This is a genomic window from Agrococcus casei LMG 22410 (genome assembly GCF_900163565.1).
In the GTDB taxonomy this organism is placed as follows: domain Bacteria; phylum Actinomycetota; class Actinomycetes; order Actinomycetales; family Microbacteriaceae; genus Agrococcus; species Agrococcus casei.
The window spans coordinates 181,126-200,786 of sequence record NZ_FUHU01000038.1; the positions used below are offsets into that span (position 1 = coordinate 181,126).

General features: G+C 65.3%; 15 protein-coding genes and 1 riboswitch. Of the genes, 9 read left to right on the plus strand and 6 right to left on the minus strand.

The genetic code is table 11. The features are described from left to right. Positions 1 to 137: 137 nt before the first annotated feature. From CZ674_RS09730 to CZ674_RS09740, 3 genes are read left to right on the plus strand one after another with little or no spacing between them, the layout of a single operon-like run. Positions 138 to 905 (plus strand): isocitrate lyase/PEP mutase family protein, encoded by a 768-nt coding sequence (locus CZ674_RS09730; RefSeq protein ID WP_086992313.1) that lies wholly within the window; start codon positions 138 to 140, stop codon positions 903 to 905. Between the two features lie 39 nt (positions 906 to 944). Further along, a complete protein-coding gene (locus tag CZ674_RS09735) occupies positions 945 to 2,441 on the plus strand; it encodes an SDR family NAD(P)-dependent oxidoreductase (protein ID WP_086992314.1) in 1,497 nt (498 codons plus the stop codon). After that, positions 2,438 to 2,665: a putative acetyltransferase gene (locus tag CZ674_RS09740; RefSeq protein WP_086992315.1), complete on the plus strand. Its 228-nt coding sequence runs from the start codon at positions 2,438 to 2,440 to the stop codon at positions 2,663 to 2,665. The genes CZ674_RS09735 and CZ674_RS09740 overlap by 4 nt, the downstream gene beginning before the upstream one ends. Before the next feature lie 19 nt (positions 2,666 to 2,684). On the opposite strand, the gene CZ674_RS09745 is transcribed toward CZ674_RS09740, so the two are convergent. Next, positions 2,685 to 3,518: a DUF1206 domain-containing protein gene (locus tag CZ674_RS09745; protein WP_086992316.1), complete on the minus strand. Its 834-nt coding sequence runs from the start codon at positions 3,516 to 3,518 to the stop codon at positions 2,685 to 2,687. A gap of 92 nt (positions 3,519 to 3,610) precedes the next feature. Here CZ674_RS09745 and CZ674_RS09750 point away from each other — a divergent pair, with 92 nt between their 5' ends. Further along, entirely contained in the window at positions 3,611 to 5,416 is a 1,806-nt protein-coding gene (locus tag CZ674_RS09750; protein WP_086992317.1) for a DEAD/DEAH box helicase, read from the plus strand. A 190-nt stretch (positions 5,417 to 5,606) separates the two neighbouring features. Further along, positions 5,607 to 8,978 carry a thiol reductant ABC exporter subunit CydC gene (cydC, locus tag CZ674_RS09755; RefSeq protein ID WP_086992318.1) on the plus strand — a complete coding sequence of 1,124 codons (3,372 nt, stop codon included), beginning with the start codon at positions 5,607 to 5,609 and terminating at the stop codon, positions 8,976 to 8,978. Here the strand turns inward: cydC and CZ674_RS09760 are convergent. Both CZ674_RS09760 and CZ674_RS09765 read right to left on the minus strand, forming a co-directional pair. After that, a complete protein-coding gene (locus tag CZ674_RS09760; RefSeq protein WP_086992319.1) occupies positions 8,975 to 9,775 on the minus strand; it encodes a M56 family metallopeptidase in 801 nt (266 codons plus the stop codon). The two genes, cydC and CZ674_RS09760, sit on opposite strands and share 4 nt — an antisense overlap. Before the next feature lie 2 nt (positions 9,776 to 9,777). Next, positions 9,778 to 10,146 (minus strand): BlaI/MecI/CopY family transcriptional regulator, encoded by a 369-nt coding sequence (locus CZ674_RS09765; protein ID WP_268802397.1) that lies wholly within the window; start codon positions 10,144 to 10,146, stop codon positions 9,778 to 9,780. Positions 10,147 to 10,318: 172 nt separating this feature from the next. Between CZ674_RS09765 and CZ674_RS09770 the strand changes: the two genes are divergently transcribed. The 3 genes from CZ674_RS09770 to CZ674_RS09780 all read left to right on the plus strand — a co-directional run bounded on the left by CZ674_RS09770 (position 10,319) and on the right by CZ674_RS09780 (position 14,122). Further along, positions 10,319 to 11,908, plus strand: coding sequence for a cytochrome ubiquinol oxidase subunit I (locus tag CZ674_RS09770; RefSeq protein WP_086992320.1), 1,590 nt, complete (start codon positions 10,319 to 10,321; stop codon positions 11,906 to 11,908). A gap of 23 nt (positions 11,909 to 11,931) precedes the next feature. Further along, complete coding sequence (gene cydB, locus CZ674_RS09775; protein ID WP_086992321.1) at positions 11,932 to 12,984, plus strand: cytochrome d ubiquinol oxidase subunit II; 1,053 nt, start codon at positions 11,932 to 11,934, stop codon at positions 12,982 to 12,984. A 112-nt stretch (positions 12,985 to 13,096) separates the two neighbouring features. After that, on the plus strand, positions 13,097 to 14,122 hold the full coding sequence (locus CZ674_RS09780) for a hypothetical protein (protein WP_086992322.1): 1,026 nt from the start codon (positions 13,097 to 13,099) through the stop codon (positions 14,120 to 14,122). Between the two features lie 33 nt (positions 14,123 to 14,155). On the opposite strand, the gene CZ674_RS09785 is transcribed toward CZ674_RS09780, so the two are convergent. Both CZ674_RS09785 and CZ674_RS14030 read right to left on the minus strand, forming a co-directional pair. Beyond that, positions 14,156 to 14,629, minus strand: a complete 474-nt coding sequence (locus CZ674_RS09785) for a tRNA (cytidine(34)-2'-O)-methyltransferase (RefSeq protein ID WP_234988535.1) — start codon at positions 14,627 to 14,629, stop codon at positions 14,156 to 14,158. Positions 14,630 to 14,807: 178 nt separating this feature from the next. Continuing rightward, the gene (locus tag CZ674_RS14030; RefSeq protein ID WP_143244708.1) at positions 14,808 to 15,401 is read right to left on the minus strand and encodes a hypothetical protein; all 594 of its coding nucleotides are present in this window, start codon (positions 15,399 to 15,401) and stop codon (positions 14,808 to 14,810) included. Positions 15,402 to 15,430: 29 nt separating this feature from the next. After that, positions 15,431 to 15,548: riboswitch (SAM riboswitch) on the minus strand. Positions 15,549 to 16,076: 528 nt separating this feature from the next. Between CZ674_RS14030 and CZ674_RS09795 the strand changes: the two genes are divergently transcribed. Further along, entirely contained in the window at positions 16,077 to 16,379 is a 303-nt protein-coding gene (locus CZ674_RS09795; RefSeq protein ID WP_086992325.1) for a putative quinol monooxygenase, read from the plus strand. A 60-nt stretch (positions 16,380 to 16,439) separates the two neighbouring features. Here CZ674_RS09795 and CZ674_RS09800 read toward each other — a convergent pair whose 3' ends face one another. Then, complete coding sequence (locus tag CZ674_RS09800; RefSeq protein WP_086992326.1) at positions 16,440 to 19,100, minus strand: excinuclease ABC subunit UvrA; 2,661 nt, start codon at positions 19,098 to 19,100, stop codon at positions 16,440 to 16,442. Between the last annotated feature and the right edge of the window lie 561 nt (positions 19,101 to 19,661).

Here is a 19,661-nt window from a genome sequence, read left to right on the forward strand (position 1 = left end):
GCCCCATCCTCTCGCATCAGGCAGTAACCGCCCGTTGCCGAGCTGCCCCGTTGCTATGCTGACCGCACCGAGCCTGTGCCGCCGAACACCCGACGCGCTCGGCTGAGTGCACAGGAGCCGCAGCAACGGAGGATTCCATGTCTGATGTCACCCAGCGCGCTCAGCGCCTTGCCGAGGCGCACGAGTCCGGAGCAACCCTCGTCCTCCCCACAGTCTGGGATGCATGGGGTGCCAATGTCGCAACGAGTGCGGGCTTCGAGTTCCTGACGATCGGCAGCCACCCGGTCGCAGACGCGATCGGCAGCGCCGACGGCGAGCAGATGGCGTTCAGCGACTACATCGCGGTCTCGAAGCGCATCATCGGCAGCGTTGAGGCGCCGGTCAGCGTCGACGTCGAGTCCGGCTACGGCCTTGAGCCGCGAGAGCTGGTCGGCCGGCTGCTCGATGCCGGTGCGGCAGGAGCCAACATCGAGGATGTGGTGCACTCCGAAGGCAAGCGCGTGCGCGAGCGCCAGGAGCACGCCGACTACATCGCGGCGGCGCGGCAGACCGCTGACGAGGCGGGTGTGCAGTTCGTGATCAACGGACGAACGGATGCGGTCAAGCTCGGAACAGACACGTTCGCCGACCCCATCGCTGAAGCCGTCGAGCGCGTGAAGCTGATGGAGCAGGCGGGCGCGCGGGCCGTGTATCCCGTCGGGCTCAAGAGCGCCGAGCAGGTGACTGCCCTCGTCAGTGCTGTGAGCGTGCCCGTCAACGCGACCGCCCACCCCGTCGACGGCCATGGCGCTGGCGACCTCGCTGCGCTGACGGCGCTCGGTGTGCGTCGCGTGACGTTCGGTCCCCTGTGGCAGAAGCAGCTGGCTGAGGTGTCGGCCGCTGAGCTGGCCAAGTGGAGCAGCTGAGCACCGACGCACAACTCCGGCGGCTCGGTACAATGCTCTGTGCCCTCTGACCAGCAGACTCCCGCAGAATCGACGCCCGCGACACTCGACCCGAGAGACGTCGAGACGACCCTGCGCGTCATCGCGCAGCTGCAGCACATGAGCACCGAAGACCCCGACTACGTCGCCGTCCGGCACGCCACGGCGAAGATGTACAAAGAGGTCAAGGTCGCGAGCCGCAAGGCCAAGCACGCGCGCATCCAGGCTGCCGATCGTGCCGTCGTCGCGGCCACGGCCACCGGCGCCCCTGACCGCATCGATGACGAGACGCGCGGCATCCCGCTCGAGTCGCGGGTGCAGACGCCTTCGGCCGGCACTCTGCTCAAGCCGCGCTCCTGCTACATCTGCAAGCAGCAGTACACGCTCGTCGACTCGTTCTACCACCAGCTCTGCCCCTCGTGTGCCGAGATGAGCCATGCAAAGCGCGAGGCACGCACCGACCTCACCGGCAGACGCGCCCTGCTCACGGGCGGCCGCGCGAAGATCGGCATGCACATCGCCCTCAGGCTGCTCCGCGACGGTGCGCACACGACGATCACCACGCGGTTTCCGAAGGATGCGGTGCGACGGTTCGCGTCGCTTCCCGACGCCGCCGACTGGCTGCACAGGCTCAAGGTCGTCGGCATTGACCTGCGAGACCCCGCCCAGGTCGTCGCCCTCGCTGAGGATGTCGCGAGCGCAGGCCCGCTCGACATCCTGATCAACAATGCGGCGCAGACGGTGCGCAGATCGCCCGGTGCCTACTCACCGCTGGTCGACGGCGAGACCGAGCCGCTGTCGGTGACCGCGCCGGCCGGCTCGCGTCTGCCTGAGCTCGTGACGTTCGGACACACGAGTGACGCGCATCCGCTCGCCCTTGCGGCATCGGTCGCCAGCCACCCGATTCTCGCGAGCGCCGCGAACAGTGCTGACGAGCTCGCCGCGCAGGCCATGGCTGCCGGATCAAGCTCACTCGAGCGCCTCGCAAGCGGCACCGCGATCGACGCCGGTGGCCTGCTGCCCGACGAGGCGCACACGAACTCATGGACGCAGCATGTCGACCAAGTCGAGCCCCTTGAGATGCTCGAGGTGCAGCTGGCGAACATGACGGCGCCGTTCCTGCTCGTCTCGAAGCTGCGGCCGGCGATGGCTGCGTCGACCGCGCGTCGCAAATACATCGTGAACGTCTCGGCGATGGAGGGCGTCTTCAGCCGCGGCTACAAGGGGCCGGGCCACCCGCACACGAACATGGCAAAGGCCGCCCTCAACATGCTCACCCGCACGAGTGCGCGCGAGATGTTCGAGGCCGACCAGATCTTGATGACCGCGGTCGACACCGGTTGGATCACCGATGAGCGTCCCCACTTCACGAAGGTGCGGCTTGCAGAAGAGGGATTCCACGCGCCGCTCGACCTTGTCGACGGTGCCGCTCGCGTCTATGACCCGATCGTGCGCGGCGAAGAGGGAGAAGATCTCTTCGGCATCTTCTTGAAGGACTACGCGAAGGGCTCCTGGTGAGGTCCTCCCAGCTGCGTGGGCTGCCGATCGGCACACGTGTCGTCGTGCGCTATCGGCTGCATGATGGCGAGCACGGAGCGACGGATGCCCTGGGCGACCTGACAGCGATCGATGCGGTCTCATGCACGGTCGCCACCCGACGGGGCGAGGTGCGCATCCGCATTGCCGACATCGTTGCGGCCAAGCAAGTGCCGCCGCCTCCACCTCCGAGACCGCGACGCTGAACGCGCAGATCTTTGTGCGTCAGGCGTGCTTTGCGTGACGGGCGAAGAAGAAGCACCAGAGGCCGTAGCAGCCGATGCCGACGCCGAGCACGATCAGCAGCACCATGCCGAACGGCTGGTCGCGCACTGTCTGCAGCGCCGCATCCATGCCGCCTGCCTTCTCGGCGTCATACGAGATCGCCGCCCAGACGAACAGTCCGCCGACGACAGCCACCGCAATGCCCTTGGCGATGTGACCGGCGCGAGCGAACCAGCGGCCGGCTCCTGTGAGTCGGGTGTCGAGCTCGTCGTTGTACTTCTCTTTGACGCCCTTGTAGACCTGGCGGCAGGCGTAGCCGATCACCACAAGGCCGATGAGGCCGACCAGAATCCGACCGGCGGGCACGCTCATCAGGGTCGCCGAGAGCGACTCCTGCGCATCCTCGCCCTCACCCTGGTCGGGCCCGAGGGCTGTGCGGATCGCGGCAACGCCCAGGTAGCCGAAGAGCACCACGCGAAGGGCAGCCGAGGCGCGCTTGCGATTGCGCTTGGCGGGCTTGAACTCGCGGTATCCGACGAAGATCGCAACGAGCTGCCACAGCACCAGCGTCAGCAGGCCGATGCCGATGATCCACAGCAGCACGACGCCGCCGGGGTTCTTGGCAAGCTCACGCAGCGCTCCGGAGTTCGAGGCATCGGCACCGCTCTCGCCGAGCGCAAGGCGAATCGCCAGCCACCCGATCAGCAGGTGCACGATGCAGTAGGCGACGAGACCGACTTTGACGGCAATCCGATAGACCCGTGACTCCTTCACGGATTCGGCAGTCGACTGCCCCGCCTGCACGGCTTCTCTGCCTGCTCGCCCTGTGTCCATGAGTGCACTCTAGTGCTGCCCCGTTGCGCACGCGTCAGACCCCACGCGAAGAGATGTCGGGCATCTGAGCCCTTGGGCAGTACCGTTAGAGCATGAACTCCACCGGCAGCGCAAGCACTGATGCGCCCAAGACTGATGACGCATCGACCTCTGACGAGGTGACCTTCGCCGATCTCGGACTCAATGAGAACGTCCTCAAGGCGATCAAGAGCATCGGCTACGAGACCCCTTCGGCGATCCAGGCCGCAACCATTCCGCACCTGCTCGAGGGTCGCGACGTCGTCGGCCTCGCCCAGACCGGCACCGGAAAGACCGCGGCGTTCGCGCTGCCCATCCTGTCTCGCATCGAGGGCGGCAGCAAGAAGCCGCAGGCGCTCGTGCTCTCCCCCACCCGTGAGCTCGCCCTGCAGGTGAGCGAGGCGTTCGAGTCGTACTCGACCCACATGCGCGGCGTCAGCCTGCTGCCCATCTACGGCGGCCAGGCCTACGGCGTGCAGCTCTCGGCGCTGCGCCGCGGCGTCGACGTCGTGGTCGGCACCCCCGGCCGCATCATGGACCACCTCGCCAAGGGCACGCTCGACCTCAGCGAGCTGAAGTACCTCGTGCTCGACGAGGCCGACGAGATGCTCAAGATGGGCTTCGCAGAGGATGTCGAGACGATCCTCGCCGACACCCCAGAAGACAAGCAGGTCGCGCTGTTCTCAGCGACGATGCCCGCCGCCATTCGCCGCATTTCGAAGCAGTACCTGAAGGATGCCGAAGAGGTCACGGTCAAGAGCAAGACCACGACATCTGCGAACACCACGCAGCGCTACCTGGTGGTCTCGTACCAGCAGAAGGTCGATGCGCTGACTCGCATCCTCGAGGTCGAGAACTTCGAGGGCATGATCGTCTTCGTCCGCACGAAGAACGAGACCGAGACGCTCGCTGAGAAGCTGCGGGCACGCGGATACTCGGCTGCAGCAATCAGCGGAGACGTTGCGCAGGCGCAGCGAGAGCGCACGGTCAACCAGCTGAAGTCGGGCAAGCTCGACATCCTGGTGGCGACAGACGTCGCAGCTCGCGGCCTCGACGTCGACCGCATCAGCCACGTCATCAACTTCGACATTCCGATCGACACCGAGTCATACGTGCACCGCATCGGTCGCACGGGTCGTGCCGGTCGCAGCGGTGCGGCGATCAGCTTCATCACGCCGCGCGAGCGTCGTCTGCTCGACTCGATCGAACGTGCGACCCGGCAGCCGCTGACCCAGATGCAGCTGCCGTCGGTCGACGACGTCAACGAGACGCGTCTGACCCGCTTCGACGACGCGATCACCGCTGCACTGAGCCAGCAGGAGCGCATCTCGGCGTTCCGCGACATCATCGCGCACTACGTCGAGCACCACGATGTTCCCGAGTCCGACGTCGCAGCCGCGCTCGCTGTTGTCGCTCAGGGCGATACTCCCCTGCTGCTGACGCCGGCCGACGAGCTGTCGCTTAAGCAGGAGCGTGCAGACCGCAGCAAGGGCAAGTCAGACGGGCCGCGTCGTGCGCGCTCGAACCAGGCCATGGCTCCGTACCGCCTCGAGGTCGGCAAGCGTCACCGCGTCGAGCCTCGCCAGATCGTGGGTGCGCTCGCGAACGAGGGCGGCCTCAGCCGCGAGGACTTCGGTCACATTCAGATTCGCCCCGACTTCTCGATCGTCGAGCTGCCGGCCGAGCTGCCGAAGGATGTACTCTCGAAGCTGAAGGCCACGCGCATCAGCGGGCGTCTCATCGAGATCAAGCCCGACCGCGGAGGCCGCGGTAGCGGTCCCCGACGCGATCGCGACGACCGCGGACGCGACGACCGACGTGGTCGCGATGACCGTGGCGGCCGGGATGACCGTCCGGCGCGCAAGCCCCGGCACAAGTAGTCGAGTCGGCGGGCTGCACGGGCGGTTGCTGCGCGAGAAACTGATTCTGCGCAGCAAACTGACCGCCCGGTCAGTGCTTCGTACAGATCCGCCGCTCAGTCAGTTGTTCGTGCACGGATGCGCGGCACTTCCCCAGCAGCGAGTCGCGGCACCAGCTCATCGACGTCTCGCCCGGTGAGACAATGGAACAATGCGAAGCTCGTCGTCTGATCCCTCCGGTGCTGGCGCTGACGAGACGATGACGAAGCCGCCCGCGAGCAACGACCCCTGGGTCCAGGAGCAGGCACGAACCGCATCGAAGCGCCCGTCACGACGGCCGACACTCGGCCCCGCCTCGAAGCCGTCGCTGTATCTGCTCGGCCTCTTCGCCGCACTGCGGGCCGCCGGCCTCGTGCTGGTTGCAGAGGCAGTGGCGCGGGGAATCGCAGCCCTGGCCTCAGACGGACTCGACACCGACGCAACCCGGCTCATCGTCATCCTCGGCATCAGCGGGGCGCTTCTGCGAAGCGGCTCGGAGTGGGCCACCACGGTGGTGGCGCGCAGCATGGCCACACAGGTCAAGCGCCAGCTCAGAGGCACGCTGTGGTCGAGCCTCGGCCGCGGCGGCAACGAGGGTGGCGGCACCTCCGTGCTTATCTCCGACGGCCTCGACGATCTCGACGACTACTACGAACAGTCGCTCCCGGCGACCGTGGCCGCTGCCGTGGTGCCGCTGCTCGTCGGCATCCGCGTGCTGGGCGCCGACTGGCTCAGCGCCCTGATCATCGTGCTCACGGTGCCGCTCATCCCGTTCTTCATGACGCTCATCGGCAAGCACACAGAAGAGCGCACCGAAGAGGCGCTCACAGCTGTCACGCGACTCGCAGACCACCTGACGGAGCTCGCTCGAGGGCTCCCCGTGCTCGTCGGCCTTGGCAGGGTCGAGCAGCAGGCCGGCGCACTCGATGGTCTGCAGACCACCTACAGAAAACGCACGCAAGAGACCCTCCGCTGGGCATTCCTCTCGGCCCTGGCGCTCGAGCTGATCGCCACCATCTCGGTCGCGATCGTCGCGGTGTTCCTCGGGCTTCGCTTGCTGAACGGCACCATGGAGCTGCAGCCTGCCCTGCTCGCGCTCATCCTCGCGCCCGAGGCGTTCTCCGCGCTGCGGCAGGTGGGCACTGCCTTCCACTCGTCGCAAGACGGCCTTGCGGCGCTCGAGCGGGCGAAGCAGATCCAGGGGCGCGCACTTCCGCATGATGTCCGTGCTGCCGGGTCGCGCATCCGTCTCGACAGCCTGTCGGTGCAGTATGCGGGCCGCGAGCGTGCGACGCTGCACGGCCTGACCGCCGAGCTGCGCGGCATCGTGCACGTCGCGGGGCCCTCTGGCGCGGGCAAGTCGACGCTGCTTGCGGCGCTCACAGGCACGCTTCCGCACGATGCTCACGTCACGGGCACCATCACAGGCGTCTCATCCGAGTCGATCGGATGGGCGCCGCAGAGCCCACGAGCCTTCGCTGACACGCCTCGCGAAGAACTCGAGTTGTATGGAGCCGACCCCGACGAAGCCCTCGCGGAGGTCGGACTCAGCCACGTCGCAGATGCCGCAGTCGCCGAGATGAGCCCGGGCGAGCAGCGCAGGCTCGCTGTGGCACGCTCACTCGCCCGCGTCGACGCAGGTGCGACGCTGCTGGTGCTCGACGAGCCCACGGCCCACCTCGACAGCCATTCAGCAGACCTTGTTCGCGCTGCGATCCTGCGCCGAGCCGACCGCGCGACCATCGTGCTGGCGAGTCACGAGCGGGAGACCGCGGCACTCGCGACACAGACCCTGCAGATCACAGAGACGGATGCAGCCCCCGGCACAGTCACGTCGTCTGCGGCAGCAGAGAAGACGACGGTCGAGTCACAGCACCTCGCGGGCAGCCCGAAGCAGCCCGCCGAGCATCGTGCAGCGACCACGGGCCCGAAGCTCAGACTCGGCTCGCTGCTGCGCCCGCACGCACTGATCTGGGCCGGAGCCACCGCGCTCTCGGCGGTCGCCGTGTCGATGGGGCTCGCGCTCACCGCAGTGTCGGGCTGGCTCATCGTGCGCGCCACGATCGAAGAGCACATCATGGTGCTGATGGTCGCGATTGTCGGCGTCAGGGCCTTCGGCATCTTCAGATCGGTGGGGCGCTATGCCGACCGCCTGGTCACGCACGAGGCTGCGTTCAGAGTCATCGACGATCTCAGGCTGCGGCTCTGGCGCGCTCTGGCAGCACGGGGCGCGGGGTCCAGGCGTCTGCTCGAAGGCGGTGCTCCGCTCGACTACCTCGTGACACTCACTGACGATCTGCGCGACCAGCTTCCGCGTGTGCTGCCGCCGCTCGGCACGGGCGCCATCGTGATCATCGGAGCAGTCGTCACAACCGCCTTCGTGGCGCCGTCGCTCACGATCACGGTTGCGCTCACCCTCGTCATCGCGGCAGCGCTTGCGGTGACGCTCGCCATCCTCACTGAGCGCGGCTCTGCAACGGCACGCATCGCAGCTCGGTCTGACATCGTGCGCGGCACGAATGCGCTGTCGACATCAGCAGCCGACCTGCGTGGCAACGGCGTCACGGGCGTCGCCCTCGAGCAGCTCGATGAGGCGAGCACCAGACTTGCCGCAGCCGAGCGCCGCACCGCTTGGTCAGCTGGCCTCGGCAGCGCCGTCATCACCGGTGCGATGACGCTCCTGGCCGTGCTCGTTCCGGTGCTGCAACCCGGTCTCACGGCCGAGGCTGCCGCCGTTATCGCACTGCTCGCACTCGCGCTGCTCGAACCGCTCTCCGACCTCGTCGCCGCCGCACATCGCATCCCGGCGCTGCACGGACTGCTCGCCAAGCTCGGCCCTGTGCTGCAGCCCGCACCGCAGCCAGTCTGGGGAACCAGCACCCCCGCATCCGTCGTCCGCGACCTGCAGCTGCGCGAGGTCACTGTGCGGTATCCGGGCATGCAGCAGCCCGCCGTTCGCGACGTCTCGGGGCAGGCGCAGACCGGTCGCTGGCTCGTGATCGACGGGCCGTCGGGCTCAGGCAAGTCGACGCTGCTGTCGGCCATCATGGGCGCCCTGCCGACTGAAGCCGGTGCGATCAGCGCAGACGGCCATCCGCTCACCGAGTTCACCGCCGCTGCCTGGAAGGAGCGCGTCGCGTGGTGCCCGCAGGATGCCTACGTGTTCGACTCGACCCTGCGCGGCAACCTGCTGCTCGCGGCACCTCACCACGCGGCGCCCGACGAGGCCGCGCTGCTGCAGGCCATCGACAGGGCCGGCCTCACTCCCCTGCTCGAGACGCTCGACGACGGCCTCGACACCCGCGTCGGCCCCGGCGGCTCAGCCCTCTCAGGTGGCGAGCGTCAACGGCTCGCAGTGGCGCGTGCGCTGCTGACGACAGCCGATGTGATCCTGCTCGATGAGCCGACGGCGCACCTCGATGCCCCAACGGCCCAGGCGATGATGACCGACATCAGAGGCGCGAGTGACGACCGAGTCGTGGTGCTGGTGTCGCACCGTGCGGCCGACCGGCATCCCGACAACGCCGTCATTCGCCTCGGCTAGCGCGACAGTCGCTTGAAGCGATCGCTCGCTCTGGTCGAGCCCGAGGCTGCTGCCTCAGCACCCGGCCCGTGGGCGCCGACCTGCAGAATCGCACGGGCCAGCACCTCGTCGCGCACCTCACGACGGGCGTGGTCGTCAGCGAGCATCTCGACCAGCGCTGCGACCTCGGCATCTGCCAGTCGCGCAATCGGAAACCACGGCAGCGCTGACCGCCACGCCCGAAACGCCAGCTGCAGCAGGTCGTGACGCTGCTCGACGTGCCCTCGTTCATGTGCGATCACGGCGACCAGCTCATCCGAGTCGAGCCGGTCGAGCAGCCCCTGCGACAGCACCGTCACTGACCCGACGCCTCGTGGCAGGCAGTATGCCACGGGCACTTCGTCATCGAGCACGCGGGTGCGTGCACGGGTCGGATGCGGTGCTGTCAGCAAGTCGAGCAGAGCCAGGTGCCGGCGGCGCTGCTGCGTCACCTGCACGATCGTGACGCCAAGGTGAGCGAGCAGATAGACGGCGAACGCGGCTGCGGGTATCAGGGCGATCCACGGATGCGCAGGCGCGACGGCGAGGCCGGTTAGGGCGAGCGCGCCGATCATCGAGAATCCACCGGCAAGCCCCACGCCCTGCCACAGCAGCAGAGCGATCACAGGCGCGCGCATCGGCCAGCCGGCACGCGAGAACCACACCGGCACGGGCCACGCGAGCAGCAGCGACACAAGCCAGAGGATCATGGCCACCCACACGACCACCCCGTGCGGCACGACGATTGCGCCTTCTGGCACCCCGACCGCGGGCCACATGCTCAGCCTCGCGAGTCTTCGGTGCGCAGCAGCTGCTGCAGCGTCGCCGCGTCGGCGGCAGAGACGCTTCCGACGAATCGCTCGAGCACGGCGGTGCGGTCACTCGAGCCGCCCAGCACTTCGTGCATGAGCTCGGCCACGTGGTGCTCGCGCGGGGCCACGGCCGAGTACCGGTACGGTCGCACGCTGCGATCAGACGACACGAAGCCCTTCTTCTCAAGACGCGAGAAGACAGTGAGCAGCGTCGTCGCGGCCAGCGATCGCCCAGCGGTTTCGAACTGGTCGCGAACGTCGTAAGCGGTCACGGGCTCGGTGGCATCCCAGACGGCGTCCATGACTGCTCGTTCGAGCTCACCGAGCGTGTTGGCCACGGTCGACCTCCTGAATCGTGCGTTGCGTCAAAAGCCTCTTGACCTCAAGACAACTCAGGCTACCGCGAGTTCTACACTCCGTCGAACTCGTACTACACTCTGTAGAAGTGAGTTCTACGCCGCGTAGAACTATAGCCCTAGCGCACCGACTTCAACCGCTGAGGAGCACCGCGTGGAAGCACTCGACATTGCCAGATGGCAGTTCGGCATCACAACCGTCTATCACTTCATGCTCGTTCCGCTCACACTGGGGCTCGGCATGGCCATCGTCATCATGCAGACCATCTGGGTTCGCACGGGCGACGAGAAGTTTCTGCGCATGGTGAAGTTCTGGGGCAAGCTCTACCTGATCAACTTCATTCTGGGTGTCGCCACGGGTCTCGTGCAGGAGTTTCAGTTCGGTATGGCCTGGAGCGAGTACTCCCGCTTCGTCGGCGACGTCTTCGGCGCTCCCCTGGCCCTCGAGGGCCTGCTTGCATTCTTCGCCGAGTCGACGTTCTTGGGAATCTGGATCTTCGGATGGGGTCGCCTGCGAAAGAGCCTGCACCTGGCGGCACTGTGGTGCGCGGTGATCGGCTCATGGCTCTCGGCCTACTTCATCATCGTCGCGAACTCGTGGATGCAGCACCCCGTCGGCGTCGAGCTGGTCGACGGCCGCCCCGTCATGAACGACATCTGGGCAGTGCTGACCAACAGCACTGCGCTGGCAGCGTTCACGCACACGATCTTCGGTGCGCTTGTCGTCGCTGGCATGTTCCTCATCGGCATCAGCTGGTACCACCTGTGGCAGCGGCGGCGCGACGGCATCGACACGATCGGAGCCGACGGCAAGGTGATCGTCGGCACGGCTCCCACGATCGCCGGACGCGACAAGGCCGACCACGGCGCATGGATCTGGTCGCTGCGCTTCGGTGCCGCGGTCGCGATCCTGGCGTTCGCAGGCACCGCAGGAACGGGTGACTGGCAGGCCAAGCTCATGTACGAGCAGCAGCCGATGAAGATGGCCTCTGCCGAAGCCGCCTGCCACACGGGCTCGTCATTCTCGGTGCTGTCGCTCGGCGACCCCGGTGCCACCGACTGCTCTGAAGTCGTGACGCTCATCGAGATTCCGGGAGCACTCGGCTTCCTCGCCACTGGCGAATGGGGTGCTGAGATGCCGGGCATCGCTGACCTCGAGCCCGAGTACGTCAACCAATACGGCGAGACCATCCCCGACGAAGAGATCTACGGCAGCTTTGCCGGCAGTGAGGTGCAGTACGTGCCGCCGATGTGGGTGACGTACTGGGGCTTCCGCCTGATGATCGGTCTCGGCGGCATCACCGCGTTCGGAGCTGCGGTCGCCCTGTGGCTGACGCGCAAGGGCACCGTGCCGAAGTCGCCGTGGATCATGCGGCTGGCGATTCTCGGCATCCTCGCGCCGTTCGCCGCCAACATCGCCGGCTGGATCTTCACCGAGATCGGCCGTCAGCCGTTCGTGGTCGCGCCGAACCCCGACCCGTCTGGAATCGACGGTGTCTTCATGTTCACTGCGGCTGCGGTCTCCCCCGGCGTCACTGCTGGCGAGATGCTCTTCTCGGTCATCACGCTCGCGACCGTCTACGCGGTGCTCATGGTGGTCGAGTTGTTCCTGCTCGTGAAGTACGTGCGAGGCGGCGTCGCAAGCGCCATGCCCGAGCTGAAGGCGGCGACGGACGACAGCGACGACGACAACAACTCCGATGACGACGACAGGCGTGACGACGTGCTCGCCTTCGCCTACTGATCGATTCGACGACAGGAGCAGCAATGGAAACCACAGCAATCATCTGGTTCGTGTTGATCGCCGTCCTCTGGATCGGCTTCATCGTGCTCGAGGGCTTCGATCTCGGCGTCGGCATGCGCATGCTGTTCGCGACGCGAGACGAGCGTGAGCGACGCGTCATGCTCAACACCATCGGGCCGGTCTGGGACGGCAACGAGGTGTGGCTGATCACAGCGGGTGCGGCTCTCTTCGCCGCCTACCCGGCATGGTATGCGTCACTGTTCTCGGTGCTCTATGTGCCGCTCACTGTGGCTCTGGTCGGGCTCATCCTGCGTGCAGTCTCGATCGAGTGGCGCGGCAAGGTGCACACTGCCCGCTGGCGTTCGATGTGGACGTTCGGCATCGGCATGGGCTCGCTCACCGCCGCCTTCTGCATCGGTGCGATGCTCGCGCTGACGTCGCTGGGTCTGCCGATCGACGCCAACGGAGACCGCGTGGGCGGTCCGTTCGTGTGGCTGGGCGCTGAAGCCGTTGTCGGCGGGCTCGCGGTGGTCGGGTTCTCCCTCGCGCACTCGGCGACGTTCTTGGGACTCAAGGCGGATGGCCCCATCCGCGAGCGCACATCCGTCTTCGCAGCGAGGTGGTCGCCGGTGTTCCTGCTGCCGGCTGCTGTGTGGGCGGTGTGGGTGCAGATTGAGCACGGCGGCAATGTGCTGTCGTGGGCGTTCGTGGTGCTGGCGGTGCTCGGTGGCGGGTTCGGCTGGCTGCAGGCTCGTCGTCGCCGCGAGGGGCTCGCGTTCACGGGCTATGCGGCGTTCGGCGTGTTCGGTGTCGCCGCGGTGTTCGCGGGCATGTTCCCGAAGGTGCTGCCGTCAACGGTCGACCCGGCGTTCGACCTCACAGTCGCGAATGCGGCCAACAGCCCGTACACACTCACGGTCATGACTGTGGTGACCGTGGTCGCGCTGCCGATCATCCTCGGCTACCAGGCGTGGAGCTACTGGATCTTCCGCAAGCGCGTCACACCCGGCATGATTCCGGATGCGCACATCGTCTTGCCTGCGATCCTGCGAGACAAAGAAAGCGTCGAGCGGTGACGGTACGTTATTGCTGACGGAGACGTACAAACGGCGAGCGCCAGACGCGTTCGCTGCATCACTCCCGAGCTTCTAGCAATTCAGCAGAAGCAATCCTGAGGAGTACCGTTCGATGCACCACCAGCCCGAACCATCAAGCGCAGCAGACGCCAGCAAGAGTGACACGCCCCCTGCCGCCGAGCACGAACGAACGCAGTATGCGCGCATCCTGCGATCCACACGCGTCGTGGCAATCATCTCCGCTTGCGTGATCATTCTCGCCGCGCTGCTTCAGCTCTTCGCCTTCGACGAGCTCGTGGCCGGCCTCGTGATTGCAGCCGTGCTAGCTGCAGTCATCTGCCTCTTCTCGGTCTGGAACATCGTCAGCTACTCCCCTGCCGCAATGCAACGACTGCGAGGCTTGGCAGAACAGGCGGGTGGGCAGTTCACACTCTGGAAGCCGGGGCGAAGCAACTTCGACGCCGTGCCCTTCAAATACGACGTCGAGCAGGAGCGGTTCGGCGTGGTCAACGTTGCGCCGCACAGCATTCCTGTGGAGATCGGTCACCTCTCGTCGCAAGTGACCGCGAGATTCCGCGCGCCGGGCGGAAGGCGGCGTGCGTATGTGGTGTACAAGCTCCCCGAACGACTCCCACATATGATCTTCAGCTTCGGGCACCAAGCAAAGCTCCTGGGAGTTCGCGTTGTTCCAGAGCAGTGGGACCGATCGCAGCGGGTCGACATGGGCCAAGACGGCCGGTGCAAGCTGTTCGTCGCGGAAGGAGGCGAACCTGTGGCTCGCAGGTTCCTCTCCCCCAACATGATGCAGCTGTTCAAGCGCCTCGGGCGGGACTTCGACATCGAGATCAAGGGGCACCATCTGTATCTGATCGCGAACAGGTCGACCGCGGCAGGATCTCAGCGACGATGGAAGAAGCAGCGCGCGCTTATCGATGAGCTTGCAGCGACGCTGGCATCCTCGTCGATGTGGGAATACCTACGCAAGAATTCCCGTCGGCTCAACGTTCGCAATACTGAGATTCGGGCCGACATCAAACGCGCCGTCACGATCTTCTTCAGCGTGCTGGCAGCTATCACCGTCGTGATCATCCTGATCGTGCTCACGGCAAGCGGCCTGCTGGAGCGGCCTGGCTTCTGAACGCGGCGCCCTTCAGCGCCTGCCTAGAAAGCCTCAGACGCCCAAAGTAAACCCGTGCTGTCGCCACGCCTCGTAGACAGCGATCGATGCCGCATTCGCCAGGTTGAGTGAGCGCACGCTCGGCATCATGGGAATCCGCACGGCTTCCGAGATTCGCTCGTCGTCGACGACGTGCTGCGGCAATCCCGTGGGCTCCGGTCCGAACAGCAGCGCGTCGCCTTCCTCGTAGGCGACATCGGCAAACGACCCCTCGGTGTGCCCTGTGAACGCATAGATGCGCCCCGAGCCGTACTCCTGCAGATGCGCAACTGCAGCATCGAAGTCAGCATGCACCCGCACCCGCGCGAGGTCGTGGTAGTCGAGTCCTGCGCGCCGCAGCTTCGCATCCGACAGGTCAAACCCGAGCGGTTCGATCAGGTGCAGCGTGGTGCCGGTGACGGCAGCGAGGCGGATGGCCGCACCCGTATTGGCAGGGATGCGCGGCTCATAGAAAACGATGTGGAACACAGTCTTCGAGGGTACCGCGCCGGTCGCACCCGTGAGCCCGAGCACGGGCATGAGTCGAGAGCGACAGCAGGGTGCAGCCCGCGACGGCCGTCTGCGGCGCCACGGCCAAGGGTGGCCGGTGTCTTCAATGATCAGACGACACCGGCCACGTTCTCATCTCGGGTCCAAGACCGACGAGCTACCGGAGTCTTGGCATGTGGGTTGGTGAGCCAAGTGCCTCATGGTGCTGACGGTACTCGCGCGGCTTCAGTCCCCTGGCGTGCAATTCATGTGCCCGTTCCGGGCACCAAAGCGCCTCGGGAAGTCCGCCTGCCTGGAGTTCCTCCATGCCTCGGTGGAGTACTTCGATCTTTGGGTGCGCCAAGCCACGAAACTCGTACTGGAACAGGTTCCAGCACCATGCGGTTGCGTCGCCACGAGAGAATCCTGCCCAGCGTCCGGTGGTGATCTGGTCATCGGCATCGGGTGCCGAGTAGGCGGCCTCGATCATCTGCCAGCCGAGTTGGCGTCGTCGTTCAACCAGCGCTGCTTGCTTCTCTTCTTCCTTGCGGCGAGCTTCCTTCTTAGCTTCACGGAGTCGATCACGAAACTGCTCCAGCGTCAGGCGGTCGGATGGGTTGGCTTTCGAAACGAACGCGACCGGCTCATAGTCGAGCAGGTCGGCGAAGTGGTCGCTGGCCTCATGAACGGTGAACGCCAGTTGCCAGTCTGGAAACCCAAGCTGAGCCCACCAGGAGTCGTCGCGAAACAACCGATCAAATGAAGTAGACATTGTGCAATGCCCTCTCTGGGGCAGAGCCCCATCGAAACTTGTTTCACGAGATTTCGTGAAACCCGTTCTTCCCCTGGGACACCCGGGAATCGATGGATTCGGGTTGTCGCGTAACCGGCCAGGTACCTACGGTTACGACTCTTGAACGTGAATCTGACTTTACCCGATGCCTATGACATGGATCCACTTGAGACGACCGCAATCGAATCAACCAGCACCTTCACCGATTTCGGGATCCCGAGGTCGCGTCCGACTTCTCGTTGCGTCGCCCACTGCCGCACTGACGCGACCGCGTCTTGATTGAATACGTCCGAGTAATTCGCCACGATGTACATCCTCCCAACCATCCCGGTGGAACTTGCGGACAAGGGTCAATCAAACCGACATTAGACCCTGTTGCATGCGCGATCACCATAAGTTCGTGTAATGACGCAACCAACGGCGGCCGTCGCTCCGCTAGCAGTCCAGCAGCTTCCAAATCACCGATGGCGGCGCCAAGTGGACTTGAGCCCTCTGACAAGACGATGACCGAGAGTACCTCACGGAGCTGAGACAGATCTGTCCAAGAGGCCGGAGCTAGACAGATACCTCCGTTTTCTTCGACCAGCCTGCCGGCGTTCTGCGATACGCGCGTGGCCAAGTCGCGACCAACGCGACTCAGAAAGAGGTGACGTCATGAGCGTGACGAAGGGACTGCTGGTCACGTTGGAGGCCCTACCCGGTAAGGAAGACGAGGTCCAGGAATTCCTCGGCATCGGGCGAGGGCTCGTCGAGGAGGAACCGGCAACCGTCGCGTGGTTCGCGATCCGTCTCGGACCGTCCTCATTCGGGATCTTCGACGTGTTCCCCGATGACGCCGGCCGCGACGCGCACCTGTCCGGCGCAGTCGCGGCCGCTCTCGGCGAGCAAACCGGCAAACTGTTCAGCGAGCCCACGATCGAGAAGTTGGACGTCCTGGCCTCTAAGCTCGCCGCCTGAGACCACAAACTCGTCGAGTGTGTCGCTGTGCGATGTTCAGATCGCACAGCGACACGCTCGTCACATCGGGGTCACGTTGGCGGCAGCTTGCATCGCGGCGGCAAGGTAGCCCGCGGAAGCACCGACGCCGTTGTCCGCGACGTAGCCGGGCGTGCCTGCTGCAACCACGGTCCCCCCAGCGTCGCCCGCACCGGGTCCTAGATCGATCACGTGGTCGGCCACTGCGATGACGCGCATATCGAGCTCAGCCGCGACGACCGTGTTGCCCGCATCGACCAGTGTCTGCAGGTGCGCGACCAGACGATCCGTGTCGGCGCAGTGGAGCCCGGAGGTCGGCTCGTCCAATACGTACAGCGTGTCTCCACGCTGCGCACGCTGCAGCTCGGTCGCCAGCTTGACGCGCTGGGCCTCACCCCCCGAGAGTTCCGTTGCCGGTTGACCCAGTCGAAGGTAATCGAGTCCAACGTCTGACAAAGCGGTCAGGGACCGAGTGATTTCCTCATCGTCCACGAAGAAGAGGTTTGCCTCCTCTACGCTCATCGACAACACGTCCGCGACCGTGCGCCCCCTCCACGTGACCTCGAGCGTTGACGCCTTGTATCGGGCCCCGTGGCAGTCGGGGCATTCGGTATACACGGAAGGCAGGAAGAGGAGCTCGACCATCACCGATCCCTCACCCTCGCAGGTCGGGCAGCGACCGCCAGCGACATTGAAGGAGAATCGGCCAGGCTTATACCCGCGCGAACGAGCTTCCGGCGTATCTGCAAATCGACGGCGGACATGGTCGAACAGCCCGGTGTAGGTAGCAACGTTCGACCGCGGCGTCCGGCCGATGGGTCTCTGGTCGATGGCTACCAGCCGCCGTACCCCTGTGACGGGACCGACAATCCGTCCATCAAGACGTTCCGGGGCATCCGCGAGGAGTGACTCGTCGCTGATCGGCCCGTCCTCGACCGGAACGACCCCGCCGAGGTGATCGCCAAGCAGTGATGGAAGCACCTGACTGACCAGGCTCGATTTGCCGGCCCCGGACACTCCCGTAACGGCAGTGAAGGCACCCAATGGGATATCGACCGATATGTCGTGCAGGTTGTTCCGCGTCACGTTCTCCAGACGCAGCCAACTGCGCACCTCACGGGGTGTGCGAAGCGGGAGACCGCGGCCGCCGAAGAGATATCCGCGTGTCACCGACTCCTTGACATCGGCGAGCCCCTCTGTCGGGCCGCTGTAGAGCACGCGGCCTCCGCGCTCACCGGCCCCCGGGCCGATGTCGACCAGCCAGTCCGCGTGCCGCATCACAGCCACGGAGTGTTCAACAACGAACAGGCTGTTCCCTCGCCCCTTGAGTCCGTCCAGGATCCCGAGGAGCGCAGTCACATCCTGCGGGTGCAGCCCCGCTGACGGTTCGTCGAGGACGTAGACCACCCCGAACAGATCAGAGCTGAGTTGCGTCGCGAGCCGTAACCGCTGTAGCTCACCACCAGACAGCGTCGGCGTCGTCCGACTCAATGAAAGGTAGCCCAGCCCCAAATCGACCAGTGGACGAAGCCGCCGCAGCACCCCCGAGGCGAGCTCGACCGCAGCAGCACGCTTCTGGGGCGAGGGACGCATTGTGGGCCTCACATCCGACGCGGAGGCCTGCGGCGACCCGCCACCATCGATTCGCTCTTCCCTTGCGGCTCGCGGGGAAGCCGCCCCCGAGGAAACGGACTCCTGTTCCTCCATGCGCGCGATGACACCCGAGAGCGTCGTGACAAGTTCCCGAAGCGACAGTTGGGAGAATTCCGCGATGTCGAATCCCTCGAACGTGACAGACAGCGCCTCGGGCTTCAGCCGTTTGCCATGACAGACCGGGCAGGTCGCAGCGGTCAGGAACTGCGCGACGCGCCGCTTCATCGATGCGCTCTTTGTGTTCGCGAACGTGTCCAGAATGTATCGACGAGCACCGACGAACGTGCCCGAGTAGCTCGGCTCCTCACCTGCTTCGATCGCAGCTTTGGACTCAGCGAGGGTGAGCCGGGAGTGGACCGGAACGAACGGGGTCTCATCGGTGTACAGGATCCAATCCCGGTCCTTTCGCGGCAGATCCTGCCACGGCACATCGACGTCGTAACCGAGAGCAACCAGTATGTCGCGCAGCTGATGGCCGTGCCACGCGGTCGGCCAGGAAGCGATGGCGCGTTCGCGGATGGTTAGCGATGGGTCGGGGACCATCTGCTGCTCGTTCACCGTGTACACGCGACCGATGCCGTGGCACTCCGGGCAGGCCCCTTGGACCGTGTTCGCGGAGAAGTCATCCGAATACAAGATCGGCTGCGCATCCGGGTAGTCCCCGGCTCTCGAGTACAGCATTCGTACCAAGCTCGACAACGTGGTGATGCTGCCCACTGTCGATCGTGCATTGCCGCCACCGCGCTGCTGCTGCAGCGCAACCGCAGGCGGCACACCGGTGATCGAGTCAACATCGGGCACTCCCGCCTGATCGATCAGACGGCGCGCGTACGGTGCCACCGACTCTAAATAGCGTCGCTGCGACTCGGCGTAGAGCGTCCCAAACGCCAGCGAGGACTTTCCCGATCCAGACACCCCGGTGAACACGACCGTTGCATCGCGCGGCACAGAGAGGCTGACATCCTGCAGATTATGTTCGCGGGCGCCGAGAACCCGAACGTCGGGCTGCACAGAAACCTCCGTCGGCTCGATCGCAGAGGATTCAACCATGGATGAAGCTTAGTCGAAGACGAGACGGTGGGCTGGGCTGCGGCCGGCGCAAAGGTCTCTGACTGAACCGCCCCGGGCGGTTCAAAGAAGTCCTCACGAAGTCACCATCAACATAAAGATAAGGACTACCAACCCAAAAACAGCTGAACTCACACAAACGCGGGTTCAGCTGTCCGGTATGTCCTGAGACATCACAATGGTCGGGCTGACAGGATTTGAACCTGCGACCCCTTGGAGGTTTTTTAACCTCACCGAAAGCTTGCGGAAAACTCGGGTTTTCCCTGGTCGTAGGGGGAATCGAGCGATTCTCCTTGGGCTAGTCTACCCGGTCATCGGCGGTCCGTCACGGGTGATTGAGATGGGTATTTGATGGACGGTTCAACGCTTAGGCGTACCCCACACAGACTTAAAGTCCTATTCCAGCGGGAATATGGTGGCGGTGCGCAGATCCAGCATTGCGGAGCTACGGCTAGCCCTGCAGAAGTTTGATATGAGCGGCGTCGATTGGGTCTGATGCAGGAACTGGTGACAGTTCTGGTTAGGCCGCGAGGGCCAGGTCGT

Bases quoted from the DNA above. Each gene is read 5' to 3' on its own strand.
- CZ674_RS09730 (WP_086992313.1), top strand. From the start codon at position 138: ATGTCTGATGTCACCCAGCGCGCTCAGCGCCTTGCCGAGGCGCACGAG.
- CZ674_RS09745 (WP_086992316.1), bottom strand. From the start codon at position 3,518: ATGGACACAGGGCGAGCAGGCAGAGAAGCCGTGCAGGCGGGGCAGTCG.
- CZ674_RS09750 (WP_086992317.1), top strand. From the start codon at position 3,611: ATGAACTCCACCGGCAGCGCAAGCACTGATGCGCCCAAGACTGATGAC.
- cydC (WP_086992318.1), top strand. From the start codon at position 5,607: ATGCGAAGCTCGTCGTCTGATCCCTCCGGTGCTGGCGCTGACGAGACG.
- CZ674_RS09760 (WP_086992319.1), bottom strand. From the start codon at position 9,775: ATGTGGCCCGCGGTCGGGGTGCCAGAAGGCGCAATCGTCGTGCCGCAC.
- cydB (WP_086992321.1), top strand. From the start codon at position 11,932: ATGGAAACCACAGCAATCATCTGGTTCGTGTTGATCGCCGTCCTCTGG.
- CZ674_RS09780 (WP_086992322.1), top strand. From the start codon at position 13,097: ATGCACCACCAGCCCGAACCATCAAGCGCAGCAGACGCCAGCAAGAGT.
- CZ674_RS14030 (WP_143244708.1), bottom strand. From the start codon at position 15,401: ATGTCTACTTCATTTGATCGGTTGTTTCGCGACGACTCCTGGTGGGCT.
- CZ674_RS09795 (WP_086992325.1), top strand. From the start codon at position 16,077: ATGAGCGTGACGAAGGGACTGCTGGTCACGTTGGAGGCCCTACCCGGT.
- CZ674_RS09800 (WP_086992326.1), bottom strand. From the start codon at position 19,100: ATGGTTGAATCCTCTGCGATCGAGCCGACGGAGGTTTCTGTGCAGCCC.